Origin of the sequence: Burkholderia sp. LAS2 (assembly GCF_018417615.1) — a bacterium.
In the GTDB taxonomy this organism is placed as follows: Bacteria; Pseudomonadota; Gammaproteobacteria; order Burkholderiales; family Burkholderiaceae; genus Burkholderia; species Burkholderia sola.
Map to the genome: position 1 here is coordinate 747,320 of NZ_CP071053.1, position 22,229 is coordinate 769,548.

Below are 22,229 nucleotides of genomic sequence, written 5' to 3' on the forward strand. Positions count from 1 at the left end.
CGTCGGCGGCGCCCGTCGCATTACACCGTGCGCAACTTCGACACGCGCCGGTTCTGCAGCATCACCAGGCGTTCCATGTACGCGAGGTCCTTCGGCTCGATCGTGAACGCCGCATGCACCCACGCTTCCGTGATGTCCATCAGCTCCGAGCGCGACAGCTGGAACACGCGATCGCGGGCGCGCAGCATCGCGCGGATGCCGTTCAGCTTCGGCTTCGCCACGTCGATGAAGGTGCGCGTCGCCAGATACGCATCACCTGCTTCGAACGTCTCGTCGATCAGCCCCTGATCTTCGTACCACTCGGCCGCATGCGCTTCGCCGGTCGCGATCAGCGATTCCGCGAGGCCGCGGTTCGCCTTGCGCGCGACCAGCGAATAGCCGCCCATGCCCGGGAACAGGTTGAACGCGATCTCGGGGAACCCGAGTTTCACGCCCTTCTGCGCGAGCACGTAGTGATGCGCGAGCGCGGCCTCGAAGCCGCCGCCGAGCGCGCTGCCCTCGACCATCGCGATCGAGATCGCGCCGGTGCCGAAGCCGGTGTAGATCTCGTACACGCCGTCGATGCACGAGCGCGCGTAGGCCATCAGTTGATCGCGCCGGCCGCTGCGGATCGCGTCGACGAAGAAGCTCAGGTCGCCGCCGACGTTGAACAGCTCGGGGACGAGCGAGCCCGTCACCCAGAAGTCGAACGTGAGGCCCGAGTCGCGTGCGACGCGCGCGAGATGGATGATGTCGGTGACGAGTTGCTGGTTGAAACACGGCCGCGGCTCCGATCGCAGCATCATCCACATGACATTGCGGCCTTCTTCGTAGAAGGCGGTCAGTTGCGAGAGTTCGCCGGCTTCGTAAAACGGGCGGCATGCCGGATGAGATTGGAGTTGCATGGTATGTCCTCGTGAGATGTGGTTTTTAAAGCGCGCCGCGCCAGGCGCCATGCGGGAATCGGGTCGCCTGCATGGCGCCCGGCGCGAGGCATCGCCATTGTTGCGCGCGCACAAATGTCGAATTGCGGGGAAAAACGCACGACCGGGACGCCGGTGCGGATCGCGTTCGGGCGAAGCGGCGGGGACGACGGACGGCGGAACGAGGGGCCGACGTCGGCGGGGCGGAGGGGGCTGGCGCGGAGCGGGCGCGGCGGCGATGACGCGGCCGGCGTCGCCGGTCGCTTACGCGCCGGAAAGCGCGTCGGGACGCCGATCGGCCGTGGCGGGTCGGGCGACCGGCGTTGGGGCGGCTCGTCTCGCCGCGAGCGTGAGAGATCGCGCGGCGCACATGGCCGCGCGGTGTCGATCGGTTTCGGACGCCGCCGCTCGAGATGCCGCGCCGTCGGCAAGATGCCGAAGCCGATCACGCCGCCCGCGACGCGAACGCAATCACGCGGTCAACGGATCTCGAAAGCGCCGTCGCTCGGCATCACGTTTCCTTCCCGACGGCGCGGCTTGACGCTCGCCGGCACGGCGCCCACACTGGGCCGCACGACGGCCACGCGCGCGGGTGGCGCGGGCGGCCGTCATGTGCGCGTCATGCAGGCACGGCTGCCGCACCGGCGCGCGGCGCTGGCGTCCGGCAACGAACGCGCGGAGAACTTCGACGTGGTGCGTTTTCCTTCCCGATGGACCGGCTGCCTGTTCGCGTGCGCCGTGGCGCTCGGCGCGGGTACGGCCGTGGCCGATATGCGCGACACGGGCGGCATGGGCGACATGAGCGACTCGCGCGCGGCAGCCGATGCGGCGCCCGTCACGCTCGTCAGCGACGTCCACGAGTTCGTGATCCAGCACGACGGTTCGCTCGACGAGCACGACGATTCGACGCTGCGCGCGAACGACGCGAACGGCATCGACGCGGTCGCGCAGCGCTACGTGTGGTTCGACAGGAATCTCGAGAAGGTCGAGCTGGTCGCGGCCGAGACGATCGACCGCGACGGCGTCGCGCATCCGGTCGGTGCGGACGGCATCCGCGACGTGCAGGAGCCGCGCTCGGCCGGCGCGCCGACGTTCCAGGACGGGCTGCTGCGCACCGTCGTGTTTCCCGGCGTCGAGGCCGGGTCGAGCACGCGCGTCGCGTTCCGCAAGACCCGCACGAAGCCGGTCAATCGCGGCTATTTCGGCTACACCGTCGAGCCGTCGCGCGAGCCGGTCGACAGCCAGCGGCTGATCTTCGACCTGCCGGCCGACATGCCGCTGTATGCGGATGCGCGCGGCTACGTCGCGCTGCCGCCCGTCACGGCGAACGGCCGCACGCGCTACGAATTCGACTACCGGCACGGCGCGTACGACCGCATCGAGAGCGGCGCGGTCGGCTATCCGACCTACGGCGACCGGCTCGTCGTGTCGACGCTGCCCGACTACGCGGCGTTCGCCGCACGCTACCGCAACGCGGCCGTCGACCCGAGCGCGAACGATCCGGCCGTCGTGCAACTGGCGCGCGCGCTCACCGCGAATGCCGTCGATCCGCGCGACAGGGCGCGCATCCTGTACGACTGGGTGCAGGCGAACGTGCGCTACGTCGGGCTGTTTCTCGGCGAAACGGCCGCCGCGCCGCATCGCGTGACCGACATCCTGCGCAACCGCTACGGCGACTGCAAGGATCACGTCGCGCTGTTCGGCGCGTTGCTCGCGGCGGTCGGCATTCGCAGCGAACCGGTGCTGATCAATCTCGGCGCCGTGTACACGCTGCCGTCGGTGCCCGGCTACGGCGGCGGCGCGATCAATCATGCGATCACGTGGCTGCCCGATCTCGCGCTCTACGCGGATACGACGACGGCTGGCATCGCGTTCGGCTACCTGCCGCCGATCGTGATGGACCGCCCGGCGCTGCTCGTCGATACCGGCGTGCTGTCGCGCACGCCGGCCACGCAGCCGCGCGGCCGCACCGCGCGAATCGCGATCGATGCCGCGCAGCCGGGCGCCGCGCGTGTTCAGGCTTATGTCCGCGACGACGGCTGGACCGCCGAACTCGAACGCAACCTGTTTCGCCGCGCGTCGCGCGACCGCCTCGCGCAACTGGCGAACGAGCGCTTGCGGCAAAGCAGCCTGCGCGGCCGCGCGCAACTGTCGACCAGCGACCGGCGCGCGACCGACGGGCCGTTCGATGTGACGATCGCCGGCACGCTCGATCATTTCGTGTGGCCGGACGGCACGACCGCGTTGCCCGCGCTGTCGAGCCTGACGGGCGGTATCGCGACGCAGGTCGAAACCTGGCTGGCCGAGCCCGTGCGCACGCAGCCGTGGGGCTGCGTCGGCGGCACGTTCGACGAGACTGGCCAGATCGTGCTGCCGGCGGGCGTGGTCGTGACCGACCTGCCGGCCGATGCGGCCGTGCACGACCGCTTCGTCGATTTCACGTCGCATTACGTGTTCGATGCGGCCGCGCGCGTCGTGCAGGTCACGCGGCGGATGAGCGCGGATTTCGGCCGTCAGGTATGCACGCCGGACGAGTTCGCGGCGCTGCACGCGTCGCTCGAGCGCATCGAGCGCGACACGCAGGCGCAGATCGTCGTGCGGGCGAAGCAGCGTTGAACGGCGCGGGCACGGCATTCGCTCCGAACGGGCGAATCACCGGAATCGCCGACGCGCAGGAGGACATCATGACGGAACGGGATCACGAGATCGCCGAACTCTCGAAGGAATTGCTGGGCAGGATCGTGCAGGGCACGGTCGCGACCGGCGCGGCAGTCGATGTGGAGCAGTGCGCGGCGCTCGCCGTGCAGTGCGCGACGGCGCTGGTCGACCGGCTCGACGCGTTGAAGTGATGCAGGGCGGCCCGGCGCCGACGCCGCGCGCCGGGCGTTACGCTTCGGCGCGCACGTCGCCGTCCGCGCGCACGGCGCCCGGCGGCTTGCCGACCACGCGCTTGAACGCGCGGCTGAACGCGGCGAGCGAACCGTAGCCGAGCCGGTACGCGACCGCTTCGATCGTCTCGCGGTCGCGTGCGATCCACTGCGCGGCGAGCCGCATCCGCAGTTCGGTCAGGTAGCGCACGGGCGTCATCCCGGTCGCCGCGAGGAAGCGCTCGGCGAACACCGAGCGCGACACGCCCGCTTCGGTCGCGAGCTCCGCGACGCTCCAGTTGCGGCCCGGGTCGCGATGCAGCGCGACGATCGCGCGGCCGAGCTTCGGCTCGCGCAGCGCCTGCACCCAGCCGGTCGCGTCGCCGCATCCGCACTCGACCCAGCCGCGCACGATGAACGCGGCGACCACGTCCGCGAGCCGCGCGAGGATGCCCGCGAAGCCCGCGCGCGCCGTGCACGCTTCGCGCTCCATCGCGTCGAGCATCGGACGGATCTCCGGGTAGCGCGCGAGCAGCGTGCCCACGTGCATGAACGCGGGCATCGTGCCGACCAGCGGCTGCATGCCGCCGAGGTCGAGTTCCATGCACGCGCTGAAGATCAGCGCATCGCCGGCGCCCGGCTCCGTCGTCGCGCAGGTCGCGGGCGACACGCCGGCCGACGCCACCGACGCGACCGTATCGCAGATCTTCGCGATCTCGAAGCCGTTGATCTCGCGGCATGGCACATCCGGATCGGATACCAGCGCGTGCATGCCGCCGTGCGGCAACAGGATCGCGTCGCCGGCCTCGAGCCGCATCGTCTCACCCGACGCGTCGCGCAGCAGCACCGGCCCGCGCACCACGAAATGAAACTGCGCGCGGCCCGGCGCATGGCCGAAATTCAGCCCGAACGGCCGCGCGACCTGGATGCGGCGGTACTGGACGCCGCTCAGGCGCATCCCCAGCAGCAACTCGCTGACGAGGTCGTGCGCGTCGGGGATCGGGGGAAGCAGGGGCTCGGACATGGCGAGATTCGGACGAACGATCAATAACAACGGATTGTATGTCATAGACCGTCCTGCCGCTGTTCCTTACGATACGCCCTCATCAGTACTTTCCCTAACCGACACGGAATCCCGCATGAATCCCGGAATCTCCTCGGCCGCCTCGACGGCGGCCCCCCGCGAACCGGCCTGGGGCGCGGTATTCGCGATGGCGCTCGGCGTGTTCGGGCTCGTCACGGCCGAATTCCTGCCGGCGAGCCTGCTGACGCCGATGGCCGACAGCCTCGGCGTGACCGAAGGCGTGGCCGGGCAAGCCGTCACGGCCACGGCCACGGTCGCGCTCGTCACGAGCCTGCTGATCTCGGCGCTCACGCGCACGATCGACCGGCGGCGCGTGCTGCTCGTGTTCTCGGTGCTGCTCGTCGCATCGAACCTCGCCGTCGCGTTCGCGCCGAACCTGGGCGTGCTGCTGTTCGGCCGCGTCGTGCTCGGCATCGCGCTCGGCGGCTTCTGGACGATGGCGACCGCCACCGCGATGCGGCTCGTGCCGACGGCGATGGTGCCGCGCGCGCTGTCGATCATCTTCAGCGGCGTGGCGGTCGCGACGATCGCGTCCGCGCCGATGGGCAGCTACTTCGGCCACCTGATCGGCTGGCGCAACGTGTTCCTGATCGCGGCCGTGATCGGCGGCATCGCGTTCGTGTCGCAGATCCTCACGCTGCCGTCGATGCCGCCGAGCGGCACGACGCGGCTGCGCACGCTGATCGACGTGCTGCGCCGGCCGACCGTCGGCCTCGGGATGTTCGCGACGATCCTCGTGTTCACGGGACATTTCGCGTTCTTCACGTATCTGCGGCCGTTCCTCGAACAGGTGGCGGGCGTCGGCGTGAACGGACTGTCGGCGATCCTGCTCGGCTACGGCATCGCGAACTTCGTCGGCACGTCGCTCGCGGGCCGCGTGCTCGAACACCGGCTGCGGCCGATGCTGATCGGCATGCCCGCGTTGATGGTCGTGCTCGGCATCGCGCTCGTCGTGCTCGGCCGCGCGCCGATGATCGACGCGGTATTGGTCGCGTTGTGGGGGATGGCGTTCGGCGGCGTGCCGGTCGCATGGTCGACGTGGGTGACGCGCACCGTGCCCGACGAAGCCGAGAGCGCGGGCGGGTTGATCGTCGCGGCGATCCAGCTTGCGATCGCGACGGGCGCGGCCGTCGGCGGCGTCGTGTTCGACGCGAACGGCGCGGCAGGCGTGTTCGTCGGCGCGGCGATCGTGCTCGCGGTGGCGGTCGCGACGATCGTGACCGGCGTGCCGAAGCGGGTCGGCGTGGTCGCGTCCTGACCGTCTGGCGGCCTAGGGCGTGTTCACGCTAATAACGGGTTTGCGCTGGCCCCCAGAAGGGCCGAGCGCGAGGATTGCGACGAAGCGAATACTCGACGTATTCGCGAGGAGCATGACGCGGCGATCGGCCCTTCTGGGGGCCAGCCCCGCGAATGAATTTTTCCAAACAGGGGAACGTGCCTTTCCGCCCACATTGCGGCGTCGTGCGTCGCTTGTTTGGCACGGCCAAACGGCGCTCCTTACTCCTTGCACTGCGGGCGGAAAGGCACGTTCGCAAACCCGTTATTAGCGTGAACACGCCCTAGCGGCCCGGCGGCTCGTGTCGCACGGGCTACCGGGCGATCGGCCGCACGTCAGGCCGCGCCGGCGTCCGCGATGCGGTCGAGTGCCGCGAGCGCGTCGGCCGGCAGATCGAGATCGGCCGCCGCGAGATTCTCGCGCAGATGCGCGACCGACGACGTGCCGGGAATCAGCAGAAGATTCGGCGCGCGGCGCAGCAGCCACGCGAGCGCGACCTGCATCGGCGTCGCGCCGATCCGGGCCGCGACGCCGGACAGCGTCGACGACTGCAGCGGCGAGAAGCCGCCGAGCGGAAAGTACGGCACGTACGCGATGCCGTCACGGGCCAGCGCGTCGATCAGCGCATCGTCGCCGCGATGCGCGATGTTGTAGTGGTTCTGCACGCAGACGATGTCGCAGATCCGCCGGCCTTGCGCGACCTGTGCGGGCGTGACGTTGCTCAGGCCGATGTGCCGGACGAGCCCGCGCCGCTGCAGCTCGGCGAGCGTGGTCAGCGGCGCTTCGATCGATCCTTCGGCCGGCCCGTGCGTGTCGAACATGATGCGCAGGTTGACGACGTCGAGCACGTCGAGCCCCAGGTTGCGCAGGTTGTCGTGCACGGCCCGTTCGAGTTCGTCGGGCGCGAAGGCGGGCAGCCACGATGCGTCGTCGCCGCGCCGCGCACCGATCTTGGTGACGATCACGAGATCGTCGCGGTACGGATGCAATGCGTCGCGAATCAACTGGTTCGTGACATGCGGGCCGTAGAAGTCGCTGGTGTCGAGATGGTCGACGCCGGATTCCACGGCTTCGCGCAACACGTTCAATGCGGCCTCGCGATCTTTCGGCGGGCCGAATACACCGGGGCCCGCCAGCTGCATCGCGCCGTAGCCGATCCGTTTGACGTGGCGATCGCCGAGCCTGAAGGTGGCGGTGTGGCGAATATCGGGCATGACCTTGCTCCTGTCGAAGAGATGAATGCGTTCAGCATAAGGACGAGTCGGCTGCGCGATAAGCGGGCATAATTCGCACGGGTTGTACGAAAAGGCGAACAATGCAAACCGATCTCGGCGATCTGAACGCATTCATGGCCGTCGCACGCGCGAGCGGCTTCCGCGACGCCGCACGCGTGACGGGCCTCAGCGCGTCGGGGCTGAGCGAGGCCGTGCGCCGGCTGGAAGCGCGGCTCGGTGTGCGGCTGCTGCATCGCACGACGCGCAGCGTCGTGCCCACCGAAGCCGGCGAGCGCCTGCTCGCGCGCCTCGGGCCGGCGCTGACCGAAGTGGCGGCGGCGCTCGACGGTATCGACGAGTTCCGCGGCCGACCAGCCGGCACGCTGAAGCTCAACGTGCCGGTCAGCGCATCGCGGCTCGTGTTGCCGGCGATCGTGCCGCGCTTTCTCGATGCGTATCCGGACATCCGGCTGGAAGTGACGGCCGACGAAAGTTTCGTCGACGTGCTGGCGGCCGGATGCGACGCGGGCATCCGCTACGACGAACGGCTCGAACAGGACATGATCGCGGTGCCGATCGGCCCGCGCATCCAGCGGTTCGCGACCGCGGCGGCGCCCGGCTATCTCGACCGGCACGGCCGGCCGCAACATCCGCGCGACCTGCTCGACCATCGGTGCCTGCGCGGGCGTTTCGCCAGCGGCGCGATGCCGCCGTGGGAGTTCGAGCGCGACGGCGAGGTCGTGCGGGTCGAGCCGGCCGCGGGGCCGTTGCTGGTCCAGATCGGCGGGGCGACGGAGTTGATGGTCGATGCGGCGATCGCCGGTACCGGCATCGTGCATCTGTTCGAAGACTGGCTGCGCCCGCATGTCGACAGCGGCGCGCTCGAACCTGTGCTCGAACCGTGGTGGCGGCCGTTCTCGGGGCCTTTTCTGTATTACCCGGGGCGGCGGCTCGTGCCGCCGGCGCTACGCGCGTTCATCGATTTCATCAAGGCATCCTGAGCGCCGATCAGCGCGCCGGGGCGTGTGCGTCGAGCAGGCGCCGCGCGTCGTCGTCGCTCATGCGGCCGACCCACGCGCTGCGGCAAACGCGCGACAACCGAAGCGCGGAAGCGGGCGCCGATGACACGGAAGGTCGTCGTTTGATGGGCAGCAGGCACCCGCCGCCCCGTGAAGCCGTTACCCGCCTTGCTTGACCAGCGCCGCCAGCGCTTTCATCGCCTGCAGATACGGATACGGCCCGTGGCTGATGCGCGCCACGCCGTACTCGGCGAGTTCCGCGATCGTCGGCGTTTCCGACACGCGCATCACGTTCACCGGCAGCGGCGACGCGGCCGTCAGTGCGCGAATCAGCGCCGGCGAGCGCAGGCCCGGCACGAACAGGCCGTCGGCGCCGGCGGCCGCATACGCGCGGGCGCGCGCCAGCGTCGCGTCGAGCAAGCGTTCGTCGTGCGTATCGGCCGCCGCCGTGAAGAACACGTCGGTGCGCGCGTTGATGAAGTAGTCGGCGCCCGCGCGATCGGCCGCCTGCCGGGCTGCCGCGACGCGGGCCGCCGCTTCGTCGACGTCGCGCAGTTCGCCCGTGGCCGGAAAACTGTCTTCGAGGTTGCAGCCGATCGCGCCGGCCTGGATGCTCAGCATGATCGTGTCGCCGACATCCTCCGGCCGTTCGCCGTACCCGCTTTCGAGATCGACGGTGACGGGCAGGTCCGTCGCGCGCACGATCCGCTCCAGCACGTCCATCATCAGTGCGCGCGGCATCTGCTCGCCATCGGCGAAACCGTTGGCCGCCGCGACCGACCAACTGCCGGTGGCCAATGCGACGGCGCCCGCGTCGGCCGCCGTGCGCGCACTGCCGGCATCCCACACGTTGAACAGCGCGAGCGGCTGGCCCGCGCGGTGAAGCGACCGGAAAATCGCGCCTTTCTCGTTGTTGCCCATACTCGTCTCCTGATGGATGGATACCGGACTGATTGTCGTGCCGAGCGATATTGCCACCGAATCGGGCGGTGCGACCGGCGTGCGCAATGTCTGCTGACAGCGCGTGACAGGAAGTGCGCGCGACCGCCGCGGCGCGATCCGAGCGCCGTTCAGTCGCGCGAGCCCGGATCGACCGATAGCGCGCGCAGCTGGCCGCGCAACTGGTCGACTTCGCCCGGCGCGAACGGCCGCTCGATCTCGGCGTGCGCCTGTTGCCACAGCGGGAACGCTTCGGCCAGCAGGTCGTGCCCGGCCGGCGTCAGCGAGAGCAGGCGGCTGCGTCCATCGTCGGGATCCTGGACGATCGTGACGAGGCCGCGCCGCTCGAGCGGCTTGAGCGCGGCGGTGAGCGTGGTGCGGTCCATCGCGAGCAGCGACGCGACCGATTTCATCGGCGCCGGTTGCGGCCGGTTCAACGACATCAGCAGCGAAAACTGGCCGTTGGTGAGGTCGAGCGGGCGCAGCACGTCGTCGAAGATACGCGCGAGATTGCGCGCCGCGCGCTGCATGTGCAAACACAGGCAGCAATCGCGCACCATCAGCGTCGTTTCGAAGGGAAGCTTTTCTTTTCGTGCCATGTTGCAATTGTGTTGATATCAACCTATCTTGTCAAGGTCGAGGCGCGGCAACCCGCCGCGTCCGTCATCGGAGGAGCAGGCATGAGTGCGCAACCACAGTTGTATCTCGCCGTATTTCTCGGGAGCCAGGATAGCCCGGCGATGAAGGCATGGCTCGCGCTGCCGGAGGACGAGCGGCGCACGCGCGAGCGCGACGGCATCGCCGCATGGCATGCGTGGGTCGACCGGCATCGCGACGCGATCGTCGAGCTGGGCGGGCCGCTCGGCAAGACCAAGAACATCGACGCGGCCGGCATCCGCGACACGACCAATGCGTTGACCGGCTTCACCGTCGTGCGGGCGGCGTCGCACGACGCGGCCGCCGCGCTGTTCGAAGGTCATCCGCATTTCACGCTGTTCCCGGGCGTGTCGGTCGACGTGATGCCGGTGCTGGCGATTCCCGGCGCGTGAGCGACGCGTGATGCCGCGCGGCGCGCGTCGCTTCGTTCGATCCGTCGTGCCCGGCATGCAGACATTTTCCCGACATTCATGGATGGAGACTGGCGATGAAGCTTCACGGATTTGCCGGCACGCGCTCGCAGCGCGCGCTGTGGGGGCTGAAGGAACTGGATGCGGATTTCGAATTCGTGTCGGTCAACCTGCTCGAGGGCGAGCACAAGCGGCCCGAATTCCTGCGCCTCAATCCGGCCGGCAAGGTGCCCGTGCTGGTGGACGGCGACCTCGTGATTCCCGAATCGGCCGCGATCGTGCTGTATCTCGCGGACAAGTACCCGGAGAAGGCGCTGCTGCCCGTCGATCCGGCGTTGCGGGCGCAAGCCTATCGGTGGGTCATGTTCGCGGTGACGGAGCTTGAGCAGCCGCTGTGGCGCATCACGCGGCACACGTTCCTCTATCCGCCGGAGAAGCGCTCGCCGGCCGATATCGAACTGGCGCGCGAGGATTTCGCGACGATGGCCGCGATTCTCGACACGCATCTCGAGGGGCGCGAGTTCATCGTCGGCGATACGCTGACGGTGGCCGATTGCGTGACGGCGTACCTGATCGACTGGGCAAGCGAATGCCATTTGATCGAACCGTTCCCGCAACTGCGCGCGTATCTGGAACGGCTGTATGCGCGGCCGAAGGCGCCGCAGCGGATCGCGGAGGCGAGGAAGGCGGCGTGAAGGTGAAACGCGGGCGGGCCATGCGCGGCGTGGGCATGACGCGCCGCGCCCGCCCGCGATCACGAAACCGTATCGGGCGCACCCAGCGCACGGCACAGCATCGCCAGATCGCTCAACCTGAGATGCGGCGTTACCGCATGCGGGGGCGTCGGTTCTTCTTCAGCCGAAGGCTCGCGCACGATCCACGCGGCCTGAAGCCCCGCATTCACCGCGCCGACGATATCGAGGTGGAAGTCGTCGCCGACATGCAGCAATTCGGCCGGCCGCACGCCGAGTGCGTCCGCCGCCGCATGGAAGATCTCGGGTTCCGGCTTGGCGAAGCCGAATGCACGCGCGCTGAGCGTCGTGCGGAAGAATTCGCCGCCGCCCGTGAGCCGAAGGTCGGCGTTACCGTTGGTGACCGCGATCAACGGAAAGCGCGCGCTCAACCACGCGAGCGCCGGCAGCGCGTCTTCGTAGAACTCGACGCGATTGCGCGCCGCATAGAAGACGTCGTAAGCGCGCTCGGTCAGCGAGACATCTTCGTTCGCGCGCTCCAGCGCAAGCCGGATCGACCCGATTCGCATCGCGCGATAGTCGCTCGCGAGATCGGGGCGCAACCGTTCGTATTCCTCACGTAGCGCTGCGAGTGTTTGTTGCGTCGGCAGCACGCGCTCGGTATTCGGCGCGTGCTCGATCAACCATGCGCGAAGCGTCGCCTCGGCCCGTACGACGGACGGCCCGAACGGCCACAGGGTGTCGTCGAGGTCGAACGAGACGGCGGAAACTTTGGCGAGACGCATGGCGGTTGAAAGCGGGAAGTCGTTTACCAGGGCCACGGAACGGCGGTTCCGGTGCCGTTGTCGAGCGCGTGTCGATAGAGGAAGCGCGCGACGGTCAGGTCCTGCAGCGCGAGCCCCGTCATGTCGAAGACGGTGATCTCGTGCGCGGCACGATCGACCGATGCCGCACCCGCGAGGATGTCACCGATTTCCGTGCGCGGCAAATCCGGCGCCCACTGGCACTCGCCGATGGTGCGCGCCTGATCGTGATCGTCGACGACGATGCGCGCGCGTTCCAGCACGCCGGCCGGTAGTTCGCGCTTGCCCGCGGTATCGGCGCCCACGCAGGTCAGGTGGGTGCCCGGCTGAACCGCATCCGCGTCGAACAACGCGCCGCCGCCGGGCGTGGCTGTGATCACCACGTCGCTATGGGCGACCGCATCGTTCCGGTCGCGCGCCACGCCGATCGTGCACCGTTCGACGAAGTGCGTTTCGAACGCCGGATCCGGCTCGCCGTTGACGGTCACGTACTGCACCGTGCATCGCTGCGGCAGCAGCGCGAGCGCGTAGTCGAGCTGCACGCGCGCCTGCACGCCGGTGCCGAACACGCAGAGCCGCGTGCTGTCGCGACGCGCGAGCTGTTGCAGCCCGAGGCCGCCCGCGGCGCCGGTTCGCGCGGTGGTGATCGCGTTGCCGTCCATGATGCACAGCGGCCGGCCGGTCGCCGGATCGAACAACGCGACGGTGGCCTGATGCGGCTCGCCGCCGCGCGCCCGATTGCCGGGCCAGAACCCGGCCGCCTTGAAGCCGAGCAAGTCCCGATCGGCGACGTCGCCCGACTTGATGCCGAACACGCCGCCTGTGTGCAGTTTCTCGCGCACGACCGGAAATACGCGTCCGGCCCTTTGACTGTGCAGCACGAAGGCTTCGCGGACGGCCGCCATCACTTGCCCGGCTTGCAGGGCGGGCTCGACGGCATCGCGGTCGAGGAGAAGGAGGCGGGCGTCGGTCGGCATGGTCGGGGGTGCCTGGTCGGCACGAGACGAATTCAGGGTATTTAAAGTTTGTCCAGATTTGGACAAATAGTCAATGCGCGGATGACGCGGCGGGGACTGATGCTCACCACCCGTAGAAGCGCGGCCACGTCTGCGCGGCGCCGTCGTCGCCGACGGCCTGGTATTCGGGATGCTGCGCGCCGGTCGCGCACGCATGATTCGGCAGGATGCGCAGCCGCGTGCCGATTGGAAACCGCTGCGCGATGCCCGTATCCGGCGTACCGGTTCGCGACACGATCCCGTGTTCCTGGTTGGCGCCGCTCAGCAGGTAGCCGCCGAGCACGTCGCCCGCTTCGGTGCAGACCTGCCCGTAGCCGAAATCGTGCGCCTGGCGCTGCGTGCCGCGGTCGCGGCTCATCGCCATCCAGCCCGCGTCGACGATCGCCCAGCCTTTCTCTTCCTGATGGCCGATGACGGTGGTCAACACTGACAGCGCGATGTCGGACGGCTCGCACACGCCGATGTTGTGCATCACGAGGTCGAACATCACGTACACGCCGGCGCGCACTTCGGTCACGCCGTCGAGCCGTTCCGCCGCCAGCGCGGTGGGCGTCGACCCGATGCTCACGACCGGGCACGGCAACCCGGCGGCCCGCAGGCGCTCCGCGGCCCGCACGGTGCGGCTGCGTTCCTGCTCGGCGATCGCGACGAGTGCTGCGTGCGTGTCGTATTCGTAGCTGGAGCCCGCGTGAGCCATCACGCCGCCGAGCAGCATGCCGCCGTCGGTCAGCGCGCGGCCGACATCGATCAGCAAATCGGCGTCGGGCGGGATGCCCGAGCGGTGGCCGTCGACGTCGACCTCGATCCATACGTCGAAACGTTCGCCGTGCTCGCGCCCGAACGCGGCGATCGCATGGGCGGCCGGCAGGCTGTCGGCGACGATCTTCAGGTCGCAGCCTTGCCGACGCAGCGCAAGCGCCTGGCCGAGCTTCGCGGGCACCATGCCGACCGCGTAGACGATGTCGCGGATGCCGTCCGCGAAGAACTGCTCGGCTTCTTTGAGCGTCGATACCGTGATGCCCTGCGCGCCCGCCGCGATCTGCGCGTCGACGACGTGCCGGCATTTGGTGGTCTTGACGTGCGGCCGGAACCGCACGCCGAGTGCGTCCAGATGCGTCTGCATGCGCGCGATGTTGCGCTGCATGCGGCCGACGTCGATCAAGGCGGCGGGGGTGTTGAGGGTGTGAAGGTCCACGATGCGTCCGATGACGAGGTTGCCGATGTGGACACTGTACGGCGGCTAGCCCGCATCATGTTTAATGCGAGACTAATCCGCCATTAAGCAGAATTTAATCTGTCGACTCTCGCGGAGCGCGGCCCCGGCTCACGCTTTGCCGCGCCACGGCGGCGGATCGAGAAACTGCCGCGCGGCGTCGAGAAACACCCGCTGCCGCGCGGAGCGGCCGGTCCGCGACGGCAACAGCGCCGTCACCGGCGCGGGCGGCAGGCTCCAGCCGGGCAGCAGCCGCACGAGCTTGCCGTTCGCGAGCAACTGCGCGACGTCCCACTCCGAGCGTTCGACGATGCCGAGCCCGGCCAGCGCCCATTCGGTGATGACGGTGCCGTCGTTGGACGACAGCGCGCCGGTCACGCGGATGACGGTCGCCCGCCGCGATTCGCCCTTGACGCCGCGGCCGGGCGAGAAGCGCCAGCGCGGGATGTCTTCGTCGTTCTCGCGCAGGCACAGGCAGTCGTAGCGCGTCAGGTCGGATGGATGGTTCAGGTCTTTGAGGCGGCGCGCATACGCGGGGCTCGCGCACAGGAAGCGCTCGTTGGGCGCGAGCGGATAGCCGATCCACGAAGACGACTTGAGGCCGCCGACGTGGACGACCACGTCGGCGCCCGATGCGCTGGTCAACGGGCTTTCCGACAGATGGAGCGAGATTTCGAGCTTCGGATGCGCGCGCTGCACGTCGCGCACGATCCGCGCGACGTACTTGCGGCCGAAGCCGAGCGGGGCGACGACGCGCAGCGTGCCCTGCACGTCGCCGTGGTCGCCCGCGATGCTGACTGGCAGCGCCTCCACGCGCTCGAGAATGCCGACGGCTTCCTGGTACAGCCGCTGCCCTTCGTCGGTGAGCGCAATCCCTTTCGGCTGCCGCACGGCGAGCCTCGCGTTCAGGCGCGCCTCCATCCGTTGCAGCCGAATCGTGACCGCGGGCGGCGTGAGGTCGAGCAGCCGGGCCGCCGCGGCCAGCGAGCGCGACGTGCCGATCGCGCGGACGAGTCGAAGGTCGTCGAGGTCGAGCATTTCATGGCTCTTAATGCATAGGGTATCGAGCATTAAACCGCAGATCGCGCGGCGAAGCTATCGACGTGGCGCGGGGTGGCTGCGGTGAGGATGGCCGGAAGGCGCCCGCTTCCTTCGCCTGATACATCGACGACCGTGACGCCCCCGCTGTCCACCCGCCTACGCGTCCAGCCCGAAAATCAGCGATCGATGTACGCCCACGCCGGCCGCCACGCCCGATGCCGATGCAAACGTCGCATTGGTCATCAGGCTCGACGCATCGCCGGCCGCATACACGCCGGCGACGCTCGTCTGCTTCCACGCATCGACGCGAATCGCGGTGCCGAGCGGCCCTTCGTCGAACGCGCAGCCGAGCTGCTGCGCGAGGTCGCTCGCCATGTCGGTGCGCGCGCCGACGAACAACGCGTCGATCGGCACGACCTGCCCGTCGGCGAGCCGCAGCGCGTCGATACGCGGCGCGTCGCCGACGATCTCGACGACCGGCGAGCGTTCGATGCGCACGCCGCGCGCGGCGAGCAACGCGGCTTCCTCCTCGTTCGCTTCGACCACGCGCTGCGTGAACCACGTCGTCGGGCCCCAGTCCGGAATCAGGATCGCCTGATGGACCGACAGCGGATGCGTGGCGAGCACGCCGAGCCGCTGGCCGCTCACTTCGTATCCATGACAGTACGGACAATGCAGCACGCTGATGCCCCAGCGTTCGGCGAGCCCCGGCAGCGCGGGCAGTTCGTCGCGGATGCCGGTCGCGAGAATCAGCCGGTCGGCGCTCGCGCGGCTGCCGTCGGCGAGCGTCACGTGAAAGCGTTCATCCGCGTCGCGTTCGGCCGCACGTACTTCGCCGTCGATGCGCTGCACGGTCGGATACGCGGCAAGCTGCGCGCTCGCTTCGGCGACGATCCGCGCGGGCGGCTTGCCGTCCTGCCCGAAGAAGCCGTGCGCATGCTCGGCAAAGCGGTTGCGCGGCCGGCCGGCGTCGATCACGAGCACGCGGCGGCGTGCGCGCGCCAGTTGCATCGCGGCCGACAGCCCGGCAAAGCTGCCGCCGATCACGATCACTTCATGATGGGTATCCATGCATCCACTCCTTTCTGAATCTGTGTGACGGATAGACGTGCTTCGCTGGCGGCCAACTCATGAAACACGAGAAGTTGCATGATAGGGCGATGGTATCATTCATGCAACTTCAGAAGTTTCGAGAGAGGGGAATCCCGCCCGTGAGAACCGACAGCCGTTTGTCGCGCATGCTGCATGCGCTGATCCACATGGACCAGGCCGACGGCCCGCTGACGTCGGAGACGATCGCGACGATGCTGGGCACGAATCCGGTCGTCGTGCGGCGCCTGCTCGGCGGGTTGCGCGATTGCGGCTACGTGCAGTCGGAGAAGGGGCACGGCGGCGGCTGGGCGCTGAGCGTCGCGCTCGACGACATCACGCTGCTCGACGTCTATCGCGCGGTGGGCGAGCCGCCGCTGTTTTCCGACCTGGTGTCCGAGGACGCGCCCGAATGCCTGGTCGAACAGGCGGTCAACGCGCATCTGTCGGCGGCGCTGAAGGAGGCTGAAGCGTCGCTGCTCGCGCGCTTCGGCGAAGTCACGCTCGGCATGCTGTCGCGCGATTTCGAAGCGAAGGCGGCGCGGCTGCGCAAGCCGCGCTGACGCAGCGCAGCACGGCCGCCGTACGCGCGTCACGCACGCGCAGGCGCGGCCGAAACCGCCGCGCCGCCATGTTCTGTCCCCCGACTTCTGCCCGGTTCGCCCGCCACAGGGCAAAATACGGGTTTTCCGCACCCGCGAGGGCGCGTTCGAATCACGCGCCCGGCGGCGGCAGTGCGCATGCCGCACGCCGCCGCCGGGCGCCCAGGCAAGAAACGCTCGCCCTGCCGCGAGCCCACAGGAGTCCAGACCCCATGCCCGAATCCAACCTGTCCTTTTTCGGCCGGCTGTCGCTGGCCGTCGGCACGTTCTTCTCCGTGCTCGGCAACCGCGAGTTCGCGGCCGGCGTGCTGCGCGTGCGCGACGGCGCCCCGGCGCCGGTCGCGCCGGTCCCGACGCCGGCCCCGCTGCCGCGCCCGTCGCACCCGCGCCGGTGAAGGCGCCGGCCCCCGAGCTGCGCGAAGCGAGCCCGCAGGCCGCGCTGCAACTGCTCGGCCTGCTGCAGCGCGATGCGCGCTTCATCGATTTCGTCGAGGAAGACATCGCCGGCTATGCGGACGCCGACATCGGCGCGGCCGCGCGCCTCGTGCACGACGGCTGCCGCGCGGCGCTGCGCGAGCACTTCACGATCGTGCCGGTGCGCGACGAAGCGGAAGGCAGCCGCGTGACGCTGCCGGCCGGCTTCGACGCGACGGCCGTGCGCGTGACCGGCAACGTGGTCGGCTCCGCGCCGTTCACGGGCACCGTCAGCCATCGCGGCTGGCGTGTTTCCGACGTGCGCCTGCCGAAGCTGACGGGCAGCCACGACGCATCGGTCATCGCACCGGCGGAGGTGGAACTGTGAGCGATCCGCGCTATTCGATCGGTATCGACCTCGGGACGACCCACTGCGCGCTGTCGTACGTCGACAGCAGCACGAGCGACGGCGAAAAGATCGTGCAGCAGGTGCTGCCGATCGCGCAGCTGACCGCACCGGGCGCGCTGGAATCGCGCGACCTGCTGCCGTCGTTCCTCTACCTGCCGCATGAAAGCGAGCTGACGCAGGGCGACCTGACGCTGCCGTGGACGGCCTCGCGCGCGTTCGCGGTCGGCGAGATGGCGCGCACGCGCGGCGCCGGCACGCCGATCCGCCTCGTGTCGAGTGCGAAAAGCTGGCTGTGCCACCCGGGCGTCGATCGCCGCGCGGCGATCCTGCCGAGCGATGCGCCGCCGGAAGTGGCGCGCGTGTCGCCGCTGGAAAGCTCGATCCGCTATCTCACGCACCTGCGCGAAGCGTGGGACCACGCGCATCCCGACGCGCCGTTCGCCGACCAGGACGTGACGGTCACGATCCCCGCGTCGTTCGACCCGGCCGCGCGCGAACTGACGGCCGAGGCCGCGCGCGCCGCCGGCTACACGCGGATGACGCTGCTCGAAGAGCCGCAAGCGGCGCTCTACAGCTGGATCCAGAAAAGCGAAGGTGGCTGGCGCAAGCAGGTGCAGGTCGGCGACCTGATCCTGTGCGTCGACGTCGGCGGCGGCACGACCGACCTGTCGCTGATCGCGGTGGTCGAGCGCGACGGCAATCTCGAACTGCATCGCGTCGCCGTCGGCGAGCACATCCTGCTCGGCGGCGACAACATGGACCTCGCGCTCGCGCACGTGGTCGCACGCAAGCTCGCGCAGCAGGGCACGCAGGCCGATCCGTGGCAACTGCGCGCGCTGACCTACGCGTGCCGCGCGGCCAAGGAAACGTTGCTGTCCGATCCGACCACCGACGCGGTGCCGCTCGTCGTGCCGAGCCGCGGCTCGAAGCTGATCGGCGGCTCGATCCGCACCGAGCTGACGCGCGCGGAACTGACGCAGACGATCCTCGAAGGTTTCTTCCCGCAGGTCGATGCAGCCGCGCGCCCAGTGAGCCGCGCGCGTGTCGGCCTGACGCAGCTCGGCCTGCCGTATGCGCAGGACGCCGGCATCACCCGCCATCTCGCGGCGTTCCTCGGCCGCCAGGTCGCGGCGCTCGACACGCTCGAAGGCGTGCAGCGCACGCTGCCGCAAGGCGCGACGTTCCTGCATCCGACCGCCGTGCTGTTCAACGGCGGCGTGTTCAAGTCGACGCTGCTCACGCAGCGCGTGCTCGACACGCTCAACAACTGGCTCGCCGCCGAAGGCGCGCCGCCCGCCCGCCTGCTCGAAGGCGCCGATCTCGATCTCGCGGTCGCGCGCGGCGCGGCGTACTACGGCTACGTGAAGCGCGGCCGCGGCGTGCGCATTCGCGGCGGCACGGCGCGTGCGTACTACGTCGCGATCGAATCGGCGATGCCCGCGGTGCCGGGGCTCGAGCCGCCGGTGCAGGCGCTGTGCGTCGCGCCGTTCGGGATGGAGGAGGGCACGGACGCGGCGCTGCCGCCGCAGGAGTTCGGTCTCGTCGTCGGCGAACCGGTGCAGTTCCGCTTCTTCGGTTCGTCGGTGCGTCGTCAGGACCAGGTCGGCACGCTGCTCGACTACTGGTCGGCGGAAGAGCTGCAGGAGCTGGAGGAAATCCAGGCGACGCTGCCCGCCGAAGGGCGTACGGTCGGCGAAGTCGTGCCGGTGAAGCTGCATGCGCGCGTGACCGAAGCCGGCACGCTCGAACTCGAGGCGATCCCGAGCGGCACGAACGAGCGCTGGAAGGTCGAGTTCGATGTGCGCGGCGCCGCCTGAGCGCGATGAAGCGTTATACGGTCGGCATCGACCTCGGCACGAGCAATACGGTCGTCGCGTACGTCGAGGCCGGTTCCGACGCGATCCGCGTGTTCGACGTCGAGCAGCTGGTCGGCCCGGGCGCGGTGGCCGCGCAGCCGCTGCTGCCGTCGGTGCGCTATCACCCGGCGGCGGGCGAGCTGCCGCCGGACGCGCTGTGGCTGCCGTGGGCGGCCGATCCGAAGGCGAATGCGCAATCGGCCAGGACCGATGCGCCGCCGGCCGTGATCGGCCGCTACGCGCGCACGCTCGGCGCGCAGGTGCCGGGCCGGCTCGTGTCGAGCGCGAAGAGCTGGCTGTCGCACGCCGCGGTCGACCGGCTCGCGGCGATCCTGCCGTGGGGCGCGGCCGATGGCGTCGACAAGGTGTCGCCGGTTGATGCGAGCGCGAGCTATCTCGCGCATGTGCGCGACGCGTGGAACGCGCGTTTTCCCGATGAGCCGCTCGCGCAGCAGGACGTGATCCTGACGGTGCCCGCGTCGTTCGACGACGGCGCGCGTGCGTTGACCGTCGAGGCCGCGCGGCGCGCGAAGCTGCCGGCGCTGCGCTTGCTCGAAGAACCGCAGGCCGCGTTCTACGACTGGCTGTACGGCCAGCGCGACACGTTGCGCGAGACGTTCGCCGCGCCGCGGCGCGTGCTGATCTGCGACGTCGGCGGCGGCACGACCGACCTCACGCTCGTCGACGTCGCGCCGGGTGACGACGGCCAACCCACCTTCACGCGCGTCGGCGTCGGCAACCACCTGATGCTTGGCGGCGACAACATGGACCTCGCGCTCGCGCGCCTGGTCGAGTCGCGGCTGACCGAGCCCGGTACGCGGCTGTCGGCCGCGAGCCTGTCGCAACTCGTCGAGCGCTGCCGCGCGGCGAAGGAGCGGCTGCTCGGTGACGACGCGCCGGCGTCCGTCACCGTCACGCTGCTCGGCGCGGGCAGCAAGCTCGTCGGCGGTGCGCGTTCGGCGGAGCTGACGCGGCAGGAAGTCGAGCAGATCGTCGTCGACGGGTTCTTTCCGCAGGTCGAGGCCGGCGAATTGCCGCGCCGTGCGCGCGCGGCGATCGTCGAATTCGGCTTGCCGTATGCGAGCGACGCGGCCGTCACGCGCCACGTCGCCGCGTTCCTGAACCGTCATGCGGAAGGCCCGCTGCCGGACACGCTGCTGCTCAACGGCGGCGTGTTCCGCGCGGGCGCGCTTGCCGGCCGTCTCGCGCAGACGCTCGGTGCGTGGCGCGGCGCACCGCTCGACGTGCTGCACAACGCGCATCCCGATGTGGCCGTCGCGCGCGGCGCGGTGGCCTACGGGCTTGCGCGCGCCGGGCATGCGCCGCGCATCGGCGGCGGCTCCGCGCGCAGCTATTTCCTCGTGCTCGACGACGGCGAAGGCGACGCAGCCGCCCGCGGCGTCTGCCTGCTGCCGCGCGGCGCGGAAGAGGGCCGCGAGATCCGCCTCGACGATCGCACGTTCGCGCTGCAGCTCGGGCAGCCGGTGCGTTTCCACCTCGTGTCGACGGTGGCCGACACGAAGTATCAACCCGGCGATCTCGTCGATCTCGACGGCGGCGATTTCGTGCGGCTGCCGCCGATCGCGACGGTCGTCGATGCGAAGGCGGGCGGCGACGCGCGCGAAACGCCGGTGAAGCTCACCGCGTCGCTGACCGAGGTCGGCACGCTCGAAATGCATTGCATCGCGACGGGCGACGCGGCGCGCCGCTGGCGGCTCGAATTCCAGTTGCGCGGCGATGCGCCGGTGCAAGGCGACGATGCGGCGCTCGCGCGGCATCCGCGGCTCGACCAGGCGCTCGAGCTGATCGAGCGTTCGTTCGGCAGCAAGGCCGCGGGCGTCACGCCGAAGGACACGCGTCGGTTGCGCGCGCAACTTGAACAGGTGCTCGGTGCGCGCGAAGACTGGGATGTCGCGCTCGCGCGCGAACTGTTCGACGCATTGCTCGCGCGGGTTCGGCGGCGGCGGCGCTCGGCCGATCACGAGCGCGCGTGGCTGAATCTCGCCGGGTATTGCCTGCGTCCGGGTTTCGGCCATCCGCTCGACGCATGGCGCATCGAGCAGCTGTGGCCGCTGTTCGACGACGGCATTCAGTATGTGACCGATGCACAGGTGTGGTCCGAGTGGTGGACGCTGTGGCGGCGCGTGGCCGGCGGCCTCGACGACGATGCGCAGACGCAGGTGCGCGACGCGATCGCGTTCCTCGAGCCGTCCGACGACAAGCGGCGCAAGTTGCCGTTCGATCCGGCCAAGGTCGGGCCGGCCGACATGACGCGATTGTCCGCGTCGCTCGAACGGCTGCCCGTCGCGCGCAAGGTCGAGCTGGCCGAGCGCCTGATCGCGCAATTGCAGAAGCCGGCCGATCGCGCGTTGTGCGCGTGGGCGCTCGGGCGGATCGGTGCAAGGCGGCCGTTCTATGGCAGCGCGCATAGCGTCGTGCCGGCGGAAATCGTCAACGGCTGGCTTGATGCGCTGTTCGCGCTCGACTGGAAGCAGGTCGAACCGGCTGCGTTCGCGGCCGCACAGATCGCGCGGATGACGGGCGACCGCTCGCGCGATTTGCCGGACGACACGCGCGAGGCCGTCGTCAAGCGCCTGTCGGCCGCCAACGTGTCGGCGGCGTGGATCGACATGGTCCGTGAAGCGATCGCGTTCGACGAAGCCGATACGGTGCGCGTGTTCGGCGAAACGCTGCCGGCCGGATTGAAGCTGCTGGGTGATTGAGAG

The 22,229-nt window shown here is 69.7% G+C and carries 19 protein-coding genes and 1 pseudogene; 10 read left to right on the forward strand and 10 right to left on the reverse strand.

What is annotated here, in order from left to right; genetic code table 11:
• Positions 1-20 precede the first annotated feature (20 nt).
• Positions 21-884, reverse strand: a complete 864-nt coding sequence (locus tag JYG37_RS23745) for a crotonase/enoyl-CoA hydratase family protein (protein ID WP_050017230.1) — start codon at positions 882-884, stop codon at positions 21-23.
• A gap of 708 nt (positions 885-1,592) precedes the next feature.
• Between JYG37_RS23745 and JYG37_RS23750 the strand changes: the two genes are divergently transcribed.
• On the forward strand, positions 1,593-3,518 hold the full coding sequence (locus JYG37_RS23750) for a transglutaminase family protein (protein ID WP_213346648.1): 1,926 nt from the start codon (positions 1,593-1,595) through the stop codon (positions 3,516-3,518).
• 68 nt (positions 3,519-3,586) lie between these two features.
• Positions 3,587-3,751 (forward strand): hypothetical protein, encoded by a 165-nt coding sequence (locus JYG37_RS23755; RefSeq protein ID WP_012338702.1) that lies wholly within the window; start codon positions 3,587-3,589, stop codon positions 3,749-3,751.
• A 37-nt stretch (positions 3,752-3,788) separates the two neighbouring features.
• Here the strand turns inward: JYG37_RS23755 and JYG37_RS23760 are convergent, their stop codons facing one another.
• Positions 3,789-4,838 carry an AraC family transcriptional regulator gene (locus JYG37_RS23760; protein WP_089489021.1) on the reverse strand — a complete coding sequence of 350 codons (1,050 nt, stop codon included), beginning with the start codon at positions 4,836-4,838 and terminating at the stop codon, positions 3,789-3,791.
• A gap of 70 nt (positions 4,839-4,908) precedes the next feature.
• Here JYG37_RS23760 and JYG37_RS23765 point away from each other — a divergent pair, with 70 nt between their 5' ends.
• Positions 4,909-6,111 carry an MFS transporter gene (locus JYG37_RS23765; protein WP_089489022.1) on the forward strand — a complete coding sequence of 401 codons (1,203 nt, stop codon included), beginning with the start codon at positions 4,909-4,911 and terminating at the stop codon, positions 6,109-6,111.
• 353 nt (positions 6,112-6,464) lie between these two features.
• On the opposite strand, the gene JYG37_RS23770 is transcribed toward JYG37_RS23765, so the two are convergent.
• Positions 6,465-7,343 (reverse strand): aldo/keto reductase family oxidoreductase, encoded by an 879-nt coding sequence (locus tag JYG37_RS23770; RefSeq protein ID WP_050014346.1) that lies wholly within the window; start codon positions 7,341-7,343, stop codon positions 6,465-6,467.
• A gap of 101 nt (positions 7,344-7,444) precedes the next feature.
• On the opposite strand from JYG37_RS23770, the gene JYG37_RS23775 reads away from it, so the two are divergent.
• Positions 7,445-8,344 carry a LysR family transcriptional regulator gene (locus tag JYG37_RS23775; protein WP_050014347.1) on the forward strand — a complete coding sequence of 300 codons (900 nt, stop codon included), beginning with the start codon at positions 7,445-7,447 and terminating at the stop codon, positions 8,342-8,344.
• Positions 8,345-8,521: 177 nt separating this feature from the next.
• Here the strand turns inward: JYG37_RS23775 and JYG37_RS23780 are convergent, their stop codons facing one another.
• Entirely contained in the window at positions 8,522-9,283 is a 762-nt protein-coding gene (locus tag JYG37_RS23780; protein WP_050014349.1) for an isocitrate lyase/PEP mutase family protein, read from the reverse strand.
• Between the two features lie 149 nt (positions 9,284-9,432).
• Positions 9,433-9,900, reverse strand: coding sequence for a MarR family winged helix-turn-helix transcriptional regulator (locus JYG37_RS23785; protein WP_050014351.1), 468 nt, complete (start codon positions 9,898-9,900; stop codon positions 9,433-9,435).
• Positions 9,901-9,981: 81 nt separating this feature from the next.
• On the opposite strand from JYG37_RS23785, the gene JYG37_RS23790 reads away from it, so the two are divergent.
• A complete protein-coding gene (locus JYG37_RS23790) occupies positions 9,982-10,350 on the forward strand; it encodes a hypothetical protein (RefSeq protein ID WP_050014352.1) in 369 nt (122 codons plus the stop codon).
• A gap of 95 nt (positions 10,351-10,445) precedes the next feature.
• Positions 10,446-11,063: a glutathione S-transferase family protein gene (locus JYG37_RS23795; RefSeq protein WP_204384057.1), complete on the forward strand. Its 618-nt coding sequence runs from the start codon at positions 10,446-10,448 to the stop codon at positions 11,061-11,063.
• Positions 11,064-11,122: 59 nt separating this feature from the next.
• Here JYG37_RS23795 and JYG37_RS23800 read toward each other — a convergent pair whose 3' ends face one another.
• The 5 genes from JYG37_RS23800 to JYG37_RS23820 all read right to left on the reverse strand — a co-directional run bounded on the left by JYG37_RS23800 (position 11,123) and on the right by JYG37_RS23820 (position 16,204).
• Positions 11,123-11,845, reverse strand: a complete 723-nt coding sequence (locus JYG37_RS23800) for an HAD family hydrolase (protein ID WP_124554413.1) — start codon at positions 11,843-11,845, stop codon at positions 11,123-11,125.
• Positions 11,846-11,868: 23 nt separating this feature from the next.
• Positions 11,869-12,840, reverse strand: a complete 972-nt coding sequence (locus tag JYG37_RS23805) for an ornithine cyclodeaminase family protein (RefSeq protein WP_089489023.1) — start codon at positions 12,838-12,840, stop codon at positions 11,869-11,871.
• 103 nt (positions 12,841-12,943) lie between these two features.
• Entirely contained in the window at positions 12,944-14,074 is a 1,131-nt protein-coding gene (locus tag JYG37_RS23810; RefSeq protein ID WP_050014357.1) for a DSD1 family PLP-dependent enzyme, read from the reverse strand.
• Between the two features lie 129 nt (positions 14,075-14,203).
• Entirely contained in the window at positions 14,204-15,163 is a 960-nt protein-coding gene (locus tag JYG37_RS23815) for a LysR substrate-binding domain-containing protein (protein WP_089489024.1), read from the reverse strand.
• A 126-nt stretch (positions 15,164-15,289) separates the two neighbouring features.
• Positions 15,290-16,204, reverse strand: a complete 915-nt coding sequence (locus JYG37_RS23820) for an NAD(P)/FAD-dependent oxidoreductase (protein ID WP_213346555.1) — start codon at positions 16,202-16,204, stop codon at positions 15,290-15,292.
• A gap of 140 nt (positions 16,205-16,344) precedes the next feature.
• On the opposite strand from JYG37_RS23820, the gene JYG37_RS23825 reads away from it, so the two are divergent.
• From JYG37_RS23825 to JYG37_RS23840, 4 genes and pseudogenes are all read left to right on the forward strand, one after another.
• Positions 16,345-16,785, forward strand: coding sequence for an Rrf2 family transcriptional regulator (locus tag JYG37_RS23825; RefSeq protein ID WP_050014361.1), 441 nt, complete (start codon positions 16,345-16,347; stop codon positions 16,783-16,785).
• A gap of 251 nt (positions 16,786-17,036) precedes the next feature.
• Positions 17,037-17,626: pseudogene (locus JYG37_RS23830) on the forward strand (DUF2760 domain-containing protein).
• Positions 17,623-19,464 carry an Hsp70 family protein gene (locus JYG37_RS23835; protein WP_204384059.1) on the forward strand — a complete coding sequence of 614 codons (1,842 nt, stop codon included), beginning with the start codon at positions 17,623-17,625 and terminating at the stop codon, positions 19,462-19,464. The pseudogene JYG37_RS23830 and the gene JYG37_RS23835 overlap by 4 nt, the downstream one beginning before the upstream one ends.
• Before the next feature lie 5 nt (positions 19,465-19,469).
• Positions 19,470-22,226, forward strand: coding sequence for an Hsp70 family protein (locus tag JYG37_RS23840; protein ID WP_213346558.1), 2,757 nt, complete (start codon positions 19,470-19,472; stop codon positions 22,224-22,226).
• The last annotated feature ends 3 nt before the right edge of the window (positions 22,227-22,229 follow it).

Coding starts and splice junctions, on each gene's coding strand:
- JYG37_RS23765 (WP_089489022.1), top strand. CDS start 4,909: ATGAATCCCGGAATCTCCTCGGCCGCCTCGACGGCGGCCCCCCGCGAA.
- JYG37_RS23780 (WP_050014349.1), bottom strand. CDS start 9,283: ATGGGCAACAACGAGAAAGGCGCGATTTTCCGGTCGCTTCACCGCGCG.
- JYG37_RS23755 (WP_012338702.1), top strand. CDS start 3,587: ATGACGGAACGGGATCACGAGATCGCCGAACTCTCGAAGGAATTGCTG.
- JYG37_RS23790 (WP_050014352.1), top strand. CDS start 9,982: ATGAGTGCGCAACCACAGTTGTATCTCGCCGTATTTCTCGGGAGCCAG.
- JYG37_RS23770 (WP_050014346.1), bottom strand. CDS start 7,343: ATGCCCGATATTCGCCACACCGCCACCTTCAGGCTCGGCGATCGCCAC.
- JYG37_RS23805 (WP_089489023.1), bottom strand. CDS start 12,840: ATGCCGACCGACGCCCGCCTCCTTCTCCTCGACCGCGATGCCGTCGAG.
- JYG37_RS23760 (WP_089489021.1), bottom strand. CDS start 4,838: ATGACATACAATCCGTTGTTATTGATCGTTCGTCCGAATCTCGCCATG.
- JYG37_RS23820 (WP_213346555.1), bottom strand. CDS start 16,204: ATGGATACCCATCATGAAGTGATCGTGATCGGCGGCAGCTTTGCCGGG.
- JYG37_RS23745 (WP_050017230.1), bottom strand. CDS start 884: ATGCAACTCCAATCTCATCCGGCATGCCGCCCGTTTTACGAAGCCGGC.
- JYG37_RS23800 (WP_124554413.1), bottom strand. CDS start 11,845: ATGCGTCTCGCCAAAGTTTCCGCCGTCTCGTTCGACCTCGACGACACC.
- JYG37_RS23785 (WP_050014351.1), bottom strand. CDS start 9,900: ATGGCACGAAAAGAAAAGCTTCCCTTCGAAACGACGCTGATGGTGCGC.
- JYG37_RS23815 (WP_089489024.1), bottom strand. CDS start 15,163: ATGCTCGATACCCTATGCATTAAGAGCCATGAAATGCTCGACCTCGAC.
- JYG37_RS23775 (WP_050014347.1), top strand. CDS start 7,445: ATGCAAACCGATCTCGGCGATCTGAACGCATTCATGGCCGTCGCACGC.
- JYG37_RS23840 (WP_213346558.1), top strand. CDS start 19,470: ATGAAGCGTTATACGGTCGGCATCGACCTCGGCACGAGCAATACGGTC.
- JYG37_RS23795 (WP_204384057.1), top strand. CDS start 10,446: ATGAAGCTTCACGGATTTGCCGGCACGCGCTCGCAGCGCGCGCTGTGG.